At 34.1% G+C, this 10,009-nt stretch carries 9 protein-coding genes; 4 read left to right on the top strand and 5 right to left on the bottom strand.

The features are described 5' to 3' along the window. Positions 1-370, top strand: a 370-nt coding sequence (locus C0512_RS04850; protein WP_290859360.1) for a DUF4271 domain-containing protein, incomplete at its 5' end; no start/stop codon positions are given. An 18-nt stretch (positions 371-388) separates the two neighbouring features. Next, positions 389-1,138: a uroporphyrinogen-III synthase gene (locus C0512_RS04845; protein ID WP_290859359.1), complete on the top strand. Its 750-nt coding sequence runs from the start codon at positions 389-391 to the stop codon at positions 1,136-1,138. Positions 1,139-1,213: 75 nt separating this feature from the next. Here C0512_RS04845 and pckA read toward each other — a convergent pair whose 3' ends face one another. Together pckA and C0512_RS04835 are read right to left on the bottom strand one after the other, a co-directional pair. Further along, positions 1,214-2,839, bottom strand: a complete 1,626-nt coding sequence (gene pckA / locus C0512_RS04840) for a phosphoenolpyruvate carboxykinase (ATP) (RefSeq protein ID WP_290859358.1) — start codon at positions 2,837-2,839, stop codon at positions 1,214-1,216. A gap of 78 nt (positions 2,840-2,917) precedes the next feature. Then, entirely contained in the window at positions 2,918-3,304 is a 387-nt protein-coding gene (locus C0512_RS04835) for a DUF423 domain-containing protein (RefSeq protein WP_290859356.1), read from the bottom strand. A gap of 121 nt (positions 3,305-3,425) precedes the next feature. Here C0512_RS04835 and C0512_RS04830 point away from each other — a divergent pair, with 121 nt between their 5' ends. Further along, positions 3,426-4,796, top strand: a complete 1,371-nt coding sequence (locus tag C0512_RS04830) for a saccharopine dehydrogenase C-terminal domain-containing protein (protein WP_290859354.1) — start codon at positions 3,426-3,428, stop codon at positions 4,794-4,796. A 5-nt stretch (positions 4,797-4,801) separates the two neighbouring features. Here C0512_RS04830 and C0512_RS04825 read toward each other — a convergent pair whose 3' ends face one another. Next, entirely contained in the window at positions 4,802-5,401 is a 600-nt protein-coding gene (locus C0512_RS04825; RefSeq protein WP_290859352.1) for a tRNA (guanine-N1)-methyltransferase, read from the bottom strand. Positions 5,402-5,596: 195 nt separating this feature from the next. Here C0512_RS04825 and C0512_RS04820 point away from each other — a divergent pair, with 195 nt between their 5' ends. Beyond that, complete coding sequence (locus C0512_RS04820) at positions 5,597-6,067, top strand: Lrp/AsnC ligand binding domain-containing protein (RefSeq protein ID WP_290859350.1); 471 nt, start codon at positions 5,597-5,599, stop codon at positions 6,065-6,067. Between the two features lie 77 nt (positions 6,068-6,144). Here the strand turns inward: C0512_RS04820 and C0512_RS04815 are convergent, their stop codons facing one another. Both C0512_RS04815 and C0512_RS04810 read right to left on the bottom strand, forming a co-directional pair. After that, on the bottom strand, positions 6,145-6,816 hold the full coding sequence (locus tag C0512_RS04815) for a zinc metallopeptidase (protein WP_290859348.1): 672 nt from the start codon (positions 6,814-6,816) through the stop codon (positions 6,145-6,147). Between the two features lie 91 nt (positions 6,817-6,907). Continuing rightward, positions 6,908-9,934: a leucine--tRNA ligase gene (locus C0512_RS04810; protein WP_290859346.1), complete on the bottom strand. Its 3,027-nt coding sequence runs from the start codon at positions 9,932-9,934 to the stop codon at positions 6,908-6,910. Between the last annotated feature and the right edge of the window lie 75 nt (positions 9,935-10,009).

Raw genomic sequence — 10,009 nt, 5'->3', positions numbered from 1 at the left:
TATTCAGATTATTACTTTGTTGGGTGTCTTTGTTTTATCTAAATATTTGGTAGAAAAAATAATTGCTACCTCGTTTAAAATTGAAGACTTTATTGAGCAATTTAATCTTCAAAAAGTGAGTTATCGAACATTTGTAGGCCTCTTTTTATTACCGATTAACATTATTTTGTATTATAACGAGATTTCTTCCACTATTGTCATCTATGGAATTCTTGCTATCATATTGATTATTAATACCTTTACATACCTCGTTTCATTAAAAGCATATCAAAGTATACTATTTAGTAAGATGTTTTATTTTATTTTGTATCTTTGTGCCCTTGAAATAGCCCCCTACTATTTTATGTATTATTGGTTTACAAGACGTTAGTTTTACAACAAGTCCGATATGAAAGTGAAAACAATTTTGGTATCACAACCAGAACCAAAAGTAGAAAATTCTCCTTACTTTGAGCTGATGCAAAAGCATAAAGTAAAAATCGATTTTAGACCCTTTATTCATATCGAGGGTGTTCCATCAAAGGATGTAAGAAGCCAAAAAATCGATTTGAATCATTTTACGGCAATCATTTTAACCAGCAGAAATGCTGTTGACCACTTTTTTAGAGTGGCCGAAGAAATGCGTTATAAAGTGCCTGAAGATTTGAAATATTTTTGTCAATCGGAAGCAGTAGCTTTTTATCTTCAAAAATATGTAGTCTACAGAAAGCGTAAAATTTATGTGGGTCAAAAAGATTTTGTCGATTTATCTCCCTTGATAAAAAAATATAAAGAAGAAAAATTCTTATTACCGGCATCTGACCAATTAAATTTTGATATTCCACAAACGTTGAATAACCTTAAAGTAGATTGGACACAAGCAATTTTTTATAAGACTGTAATGAGTGATTTGTCTGATTTAGCTGATGTTTATTATGACATTTTAGCTTTTTTCAGTCCTACCGGAATTAAATCATTATTTAAAAACTTTCCTGATTTTAAACAAAATGATACTCGAATAGCTGTCTTCGGAAGTACTACTCAAAAAGAAGCGTTGGAACATGGTTTACGTGTTGATATTATGGCTCCTTCACCGGAAGCACCATCAATGACAATGGCTCTAGAAAAATACATTGCCAAAACCAATAAAGACAAATAAAATTACCTTTACTATAAATTAAAAAGAGTCCCACAAAATTGCGGGACTCTTTTCGTTTGGTTAGTTAGTGTAAAATTATAATTGAGGTCCGGACTTCACTAAATTTTGTCCTTCTTCATTATCTGTATATTGTACGAAATTTTTAACAAATAATCCAGCCAAATTCGTTGCTTTTTCATTCCACTCAGCAACAGTTGAATAAGTATCTCTTGGATCTAATATGGCGGGGTTTACGTCGTGTAAAGCTGTTGGCACTTCAAAATTGAAAATAGGAATTACTTTTGATGCTGCTTTTTCAATTGAACCATCAAGAATAGCATCGATAATTGCTCTGGTATCTTTTATGGAAATACGTTTCCCGGTTCCATTCCATCCGGTGTTAACCATATAAGCTGTAGCTTTATGATCTTCCATCTTTTTAACTAATTCTTCACCATATTTTGTTGGATGAAGTGACAGAAACGCTTTTCCGAAACAGGCCGAAAAAGTAGGTTGTGGTTCAGTAACTCCTCTTTCTGTTCCGGCTAACTTTGCTGTAAATCCGGAAAGAAAATAATATTTTGTTTGTTCCGGTGTTAATTTAGAAACCGGTGGCATAACACCAAAAGCATCTGCTGTTAAGAAAATAACTTTGGTTGCATGACCCGCTTTAGAAACTGGTTTTACAATATTTTGAATATGATTAATAGGATAAGAAACACGTGTGTTTTGTGTTACAGAACCATCTTTAAAATCGATTTTTCCATTTTTATCTAACGTTACGTTTTCTAACAAAGCATCTTTTTTGATAGCTCCGTAAATATCCGGTTCATTTTCTTTGCTTAAATCAATCGTTTTGGCATAACATCCACCTTCGAAGTTAAAAACGCCTTCATCGTCCCAACCATGCTCATCATCGCCAATTAATTCTCTTTTTGGATCAGTAGATAAGGTTGTTTTTCCTGTTCCGGATAAACCAAAGAAAACAGCTACATCACCGTCTTTCCCTTTGTTTGCAGAACAATGCATGGAAGCAATCCCTTGTAATGGTAAATAGTAATTCATCATCGAGAACAAGCCTTTTTTCATTTCACCACCATACCAAGTTCCTCCAATGATTTGAACTTTTTCCGTTAAGTTAAAGGCAACATAAACTTCAGAGTTCAATCCGTGTGCTGCATAATCTTTAAAAGAAGTTTTTGAACCATTCATCACTATAAAATCAGGTTCTCCAAAATTTTCTAATTCTTTTTCAGTTGGACGAATAAACATATTTTTCACAAAATGTGCTTGCCAAGCTACCTCCATAATGAAACGAACTTTCAATCTTGTGTTTTCATTGGCACCACAAAATGCATCAACTACAAATAAGCGTTTTCCGGAAAGTTGGTTTACTGTTGTTTCTTTTAAAGCATTCCATGTAGCTGTAGAAATTGGTTTGTTATCATTTGGAGCTTTTGGAGAATTCCACCAAATCGTATCTTTAGTTACCTCATCTTCTACAATATACTTGTCTTTTGGGGATCTTCCTGTAAATTCTCCCGTCATTACATTTACAGCTCCTAATTCTGACAACTGTCCTTTTTCATATCCCTCCAAATTGGAACTTAATTCTTCTTTATATAAAAATTCAAAAGAAGGATTGTAAATAATCTCTTGTGTATTTTTGATACCGTATTTTTCTAACGAAATCGATTTCGTAAATTGAGCGTATGTCTCCATAAATTTACCGTTTAGTTGTGTTTAATTATTTGGCAAAAGTAAAAATTAATTCATTATGATTGAAGAATTATAAATATTTTATCCTTTTCGTTTCAAAAAATATAAAAAAAGCACAGTCCAGGCAGCAATTAATAACAATCCTCCAATAGGTGTAATTGGTCCAACAAACTTAAAATCAATACTTGTAAGTGAATTTGTGGCTAATAAATAGATAGACCCTGAAAAAAATAAAATACCGACTAAAACTAAATATAAAATTATCTTTTTTGTTTTTTCGGGTACTAAGGAAGTTGTTCCCAAAAACAATAAAAAGAAGGCATGATACATTTGATAACGAACGCCCGTTTCAAAAGTAATGAGTTGATTTTCCGCGAGAACGTCTTTCAAAGCATGTGCTCCAAAAGCTCCAAGTACAATAGACATAGTTCCTAAAAAGGTGGCTGTTAAAATGATTTTTCTGTCCATAAATATAAATTGAAGTACAAATTTAGGTTTTATCCAATACACATAAAAAGAATTAACACACCTAAATTTGTTAGAAATATAACATTTGCTTACTTTCGTGTGATTTTTACCGAAAGACAACATGAGAACTATCCTGATTATTGGTGCCGGAAGATCGGCTTCATCCCTAATAAAATATTTATTAAACAAAGCTGAAACAGAGCGTTTGCATTTAATAATTGCTGATTTATCATTAGAATTAGCTCAAAAAAAGACTAATAATCATCCTAACGCAACGCCAATTCAATTGGATATTGCAAATATAGAAGAACGCCAACAGCAAATTCGAAAAGCAGATATTGTCATTTCAATGCTTCCGGCTCATCTTCATGTGGAAATAGCTGAAGATTGCATTATTTTCAAAAAACACATGGTTACGGCTTCTTATATAAGCCCAAAAATGCAAGAATTGGATGCTCAAGCCAAAGAAAATGGTTTGGTTTTCATGAACGAAATTGGTTTAGATCCGGGTATCGACCACATGAGTGCGATGAAAGTAATTGATGAAATCAGGGAAAAAGGAGGAAAAATGATTCAGTTCGAATCGTTTTGTGGCGGATTGGTTGCCCCTGAAAGCGACACTAATTTATGGAATTATAAATTTTCCTGGAACCCAAGAAATGTAGTTTTGGCCGGGCAAGGCGGTGTTTCTAAATTCATACAGGAAGGTAAATATAAATACATTCCTTACAACAAATTATTCCGCAGAACTGAATTTTTAGAAGTAGAAGGATTCGGTCGATTCGAAGGATATGCTAATCGTGATTCTTTGAAATACAGAAGTATTTATGGTTTAGATAACATTTTAACTATGTATCGAGGAACCCTTAGACGTGTTGGTTTTTCTAAAGCTTGGGATATGTTAGTCCAATTAGGAATGACGGACGACGGTTATACCATGGAAAACTCAGAAAATATGAGTTACCGAGATTTTACAAATTCTTTTTTAGCTTATCATCCAACGGATTCTGTTGAATTAAAACTCCGCCATTATCTTAAAATTGATCAGGATGATGTAATTTGGGATAAGTTTATGGAGCTTGATTTATTTGATTCCTCAAAAAAAATAGAACTAAAAAATGCCACTCCTGCTCAAATTCTGGAAAAAATATTAGCTGAAAAATGGGCTTTACAACCAAATGATAAAGATATGATTGTGATGTACCACAAATTTGGTTATGAATTGAATGGTCAGCAAAAACAAATTGACAGCACTATGGTTTGTTTAGGCGATGACCAAATTTATACTGCTATGGCTAAAACGGTAGGATTACCGGTAGCAATGGCAACACTTCAAATCTTAAATGGAAACATAAAAACCCCCGGAGTTCAATTACCAATTAAAAAAGAAGTTTATGAACCTATTCTAAACGAATTAGAAACTTTTGGTGTAATTTTTATTGAAAAAGAAGTGCCTTACATGGGTTATAACCCAAATAATGTAGGAAGTTAAAAATTTTATTTAGAAGACTTGTGTTTATTAATTTCGTCCTGAAGTTGACGTCCTAATTTTTGTTCTTTTTCCAATGCTTTATGCTTGTAATCTTCGAACTCTTCTTCTATTTTTTCAACATTATTTTTTACTTCGTGAGCAATCGCTTTAGCACTTTTAAGTTGGAATAAAAAAACAATCAAAATTAAAAACAATACAATAACAATTCCCCACATCACAATATTATAGTTGCTTTTACTGATTGGGCTTCCAAAAAGCGAAACATTATCTTGTGCAGTTTTTAAGGTTGTTAATTCTTCATTTGTAGCTTTTAAAGTGTCTTTAAGTTGAGCAACAATGGAAGCATGATTAGAAAATTGACTTTTTAAACTTATAAACTCATTTTTGAATCTACCAACGGAATCTAAACTGTTCTTTTTTAATAACATCAGATAATCTCGTTTGACCACTTTATACTCTTGAAAATTATTTGATTTTTGGATTACATAATCAAATTGATTCGCTAAAGTTCCCTTGATCGATGCAGAATTTGATTCCGGATTAGGTTCTTGGGATAATGCAACATTAGTTAGCAACAACAAAAAGAAGTAAAAATAGTTTTTCATACGATTACAAATTGATTTAAACTAACTCTTTTATTCAAGTAGGTTAACAAATTTAATTTTTTTTGACTAGGAAACCTAATATCACTGATAAATCGTAAAAAAAAGAAAATTATTGTACTTACTGTTTTAAATCAAAACTTATAATTTTACTTACTTATTATCTATTTTTGTTATTTTTGATTAAAATTTAAAACTATGAAAATCAATTCCCTTCAAATTGAAATAGATGGAATCGACAAAGAAATTCTTCGTGATTTGATGGAAGATGCCAGAAAACCCATTTTACAAATTGCTAATAAAATAGGGATTTCCGGAGCAGCTATTCATCAACGGCTACGAAAACTGGAAGATGCCGGAGTGATTTCGGGTTCAAAATTTATCATAAACAACAAAGTTCTAGGGTATAAAACCATGGCTTTTATTGGTGTTTATTTAGACAAAGCTTCTAGTAATTCAGAAGCTGTAAAAGAACTTAAAAAAATTCCCGAAGTACTGGAATGTCATTATACCACCGGAAATTGGAGTATATTAATCAAAATTATTTGTCGTGATAACGAACATTTGATGCAATTATTGAATAAAAAAATCCAGCCTATTGACGGGGTTTCTCGAACAGAAACGTTCATTTCTTTGGAACAACAAATTGAAAGACAGATACAGTTATAGTATTTTTGTTTCAAGTTGTAAAACCTGAAACAAAAAAAATCCGTTACTTTCGTAACGGATTCTGATTTATACTTTTTTTATCTTCGGTTCATATAAACCATCACATAGTAAAGTAATGTTCCTATAGAACCAATTGCAGCAACCACATAGGTTCTGGCAGCCCATTTCAATGCATCTTTTGAACCTGCTAACTCTTGTTGATTCACAATTCGTTTGTTTTCTAACCAAGCTAAGGCACGGTTACTGGCATCATATTCTACGGGTAAAGTGATTACTGAAAACAAAGTTGTCATGGAGAAAATAATAATTCCTACTAACAACAATTGCGGGAAGGTGTTTACCATCAAAATTCCGGCTAATAATATCCATTGCACAAAACGAGAAGCAACACTCACAACCGGAACTAATTTTGAACGCATGGTTAACCAAGAATAAGCAGTTGCATGTTGAACTGCGTGACCGCATTCGTGAGCAGCAACAGCCGCCGCCGCAGCATTTCGTTGGTTATAAACTGCTTCACTCAAATTCACTGTTTTGTCTGCAGGGTTATAATGATCTGTCAATCTTCCCGGTGTAGAAACAACACGAACATCACGAATACCATGATCAGCTAACATTTTTTCTGCAATTTCAGCTCCGCTCATTCCGTTTTGCAAATGCAATTTAGAATATTGGTCAAACTTGCTTTGCAAACGATTACTCACGAGCCAACTGGCTCCCATAATTGCGATTATTAATATCCAATACATACTTTTTATTTTAAAATTTAAAATTACAAAATATATAGCAAATTATGAACCAATTATACTTCTCTTAACAATTCTGCAATTTTGTCAGGGCTTAGCCTACCAAATTGATGATTTTTCCAGGAACTATAATTACTTTATTTGGAGTTCTGCCTTGCAATTGTGCTTGTGTTCGCTCATCAGCCATTACAATTTCTTCAATTTGAGCAGCCGTTAAATCCAAAGGTAATTTAATGGTAAAACGCATTTTTCCGTTGAACGAAACCGGGTATTCTTTTTCAGATTCTACTAAATATTTATCTTCAAAAACCGGAAATATAACTGTTGAAACCGAACCTTCGTGACCCAATTGACTCCATAATTCTTCGGCAATGTGCGGAGCGTAAGGTGAAACTAAAATGGCTAAGGGTTCTAAAATTTTTCTGTGATTGCATTTTGCTTGTGCCAACTCATTCACACAAATCATAAACTGCGAAACCGAAGTGTTGAATGAGAAATTTTCAATGTCTTCCGTTACTTTTTTGATGGTTTTATGCAAAGATTTGTACATTTCTGCTGTTGGTTCTTCGTTGGTTACGAGTAAACCATTGTCGTCAAAATACAAACGCCATAGCTTTTTTAAGAAACCGGAAACTCCCGTAATTCCTGCAGTGTTCCATGGTTTGGCTTGTTCGAGTGGACCCAAAAACATTTCATATAATCGTAACGTATCGGCTCCGTATTGATTACAAATATCATCGGGATTCACGACGTTGTATTTGGATTTGGACATTTTTTCGACTTCGCGACCGACGATGTATTTGCCGTCTTCTAAAATGAATTCCGCGTCTTTATAATCGGAATATAAAGGATGTGTTTTGAATTTTTCAATGTCTAATTCGTTGGTGACATCATTTATAACTAATAAATCAACGTGGATTGGAGTAAAATCTAGAATTATATCAACATTACAATTATCTAAGTCAGAAATTCTTTCATTTATTATAATTTCAAACTTTTTTTCAATTGTTGAAATTCTATTATTTAATTCCTCATTAATGTTACCCTTTTCTATACTGTCCTTAATTGATTTTGAAAAAAATATAGGAAACTGAATGATTAATTTTTTAAAAAGTTCTGACATTTCAACTTTTGAATCTCCAACTTCAGCCCACTTCACTTCAAAATATGTTCTATAAACAAACGCACTCATCCCCAAAATCATCCCCTGATTAATCAATTTTTTAAACGGTTCTTCGGGTGTGATAAATCCGCGATCTTTTAGAAATTTATTCCAAAAACGGGAGTATAATAAATGCCCGGTGGCATGTTCGCTACCGCCAATGTATAAATCTACATTTTCCCAATAGTTCAAGGCGTCTTGACTGGCAAATTCATTTTCGTTGTGAGCATCCATGTATCGCATCCAATACCATGAACTTCCCGCCCAACCCGGCATGGTGTTCAATTCTAAAGGGAAAATCGTTTCATTGTCAATTAATTCACAATTCGTAATTCGTAATTCTTTTGTATCCCAAGCCCAATCGGTTGCATTCCCTAAAGGTGGCTGCCCGTCTTCCGTTGGCAAATACTTTTCTACTTCCGGAAGGATAATTGGCAAATGTTTCGTATCAATCATTTGAGGCAATCCATTCACATAATACACCGGAAACGGTTCGCCCCAATACCGTTGACGCGAAAAAACCGCATCACGTAAACGGTAATTTGTTTTACCTTTTCCTTGACCAATCGCTTCCAAAGCTTCAATGATTTTCTTGGTTCCTTCTTTGTATCCTAAACCATTCAAAAAATCGGAGTTTACTAATTCAAAACCTGATTTTTCTCCATAAGCTGCTTCAGAAATATCTTGATTGAAAATGTTTTTAATTTCAGGCATTCCCATACTTCCTTTAAAGAAATTAGCAAAGGCATAATCTCTATCATCTCCGCAAGGAACGGCCATTACGGCACCGGTTCCATAACCTGCCAACACATAATCGCCAATCCAAACCGGAATGGGTTCTTTGGTAAATGGATGTTCCGCATACGCTCCGGTAAAAACACCTGAAATGGTTTTTACATCAGCCATTCTTTCACGCTCAGAACGCTTGGCTGTTGCTTCCACATAGGCTTCAACGGCTGCTTTTTGTTCAGGAGTAGTGATTTGCGAAACCAATTCATGTTCGGGAGCTAATGTCATGAAGGTTACACCAAAAATGGTGTCGGGTCTTGTAGTGAAGACTTCAATTTGAAACTTTGAACCTAAAACCTGAAACTTTACTAAAGCCCCAACACTCTTCCCTATCCAATTTCGTTGACTTTCTTTAATACTTTCACTCCAATCAATCGTGTCCAATCCTTGCAACAAACGTTCGGCATAGGCTGAAATTCGCATACTCCATTGCGTCATTTTTTTTCGAATGACAGGATGACCACCGCGTTCGGAAACACCGTTGACAATTTCATCGTTAGCTAAAACAGTTCCTAAAGCCGGGCACCAGTTTACTTCTGTTTCTGCCAAATAAGTTAAACGGTATTTTAATAAAATTGCTTGCTTTTCTTCGGATGAATAAGTATTCCATTGTGCTGCTGAAAATAGTTCCACTCTATCATCACAGACTAAATCGACATTGCTGTTCCCTTCTCGTTCAAAAACCTTTACCAATTCAGAAATAGGAAAAGCTTTATCGGCTACTTTACAATAATACGAATCAAACAATTGAATAAAAATCCATTGCGTCCATTTGTAATATTCAGGATTGGAAGTACGAACTTCGCGACTCCAATCAAATGAAAAACCAATTTTATCTAATTGCTCACGATAACGGGCAATATTTTCACGCGTTGTTTTTTCCGGATGCTGACCGGTTTGAATGGCGTATTGCTCTGCCGGAAGTCCGAATGAATCATATCCTTGCGGATGCAAAACATTAAAACCTTTGTGTCTTTTATAACGAGCCACAATATCGGAAGCGATATAACCCAATGGATGTCCGACATGTAATCCGGCACCGGACGGATAAGGAAACATATCGAGTACATAATATTTTGGTTTGTCAGCATTATTTTGTGCTGAAAATGTTTGATTTTTAGCCCAATATTCTTGCCATTTGGCTTCGATTTGTTCGTGGAAGTATTTCATGTTCTATGATACTGAGAAACTAAGGTTCTGAGTTGCTAAGGTTTTTAAAAGGGCAAATTTACGTTTATTGTACTA

Origin of the sequence: Flavobacterium sp. (assembly GCF_013822155.1) — a bacterium.
In the GTDB taxonomy this organism is placed as follows: domain Bacteria; phylum Bacteroidota; class Bacteroidia; order Flavobacteriales; family Flavobacteriaceae; genus Flavobacterium.
This window is presented reverse-complemented; position numbering and strand designations above follow the sequence as displayed.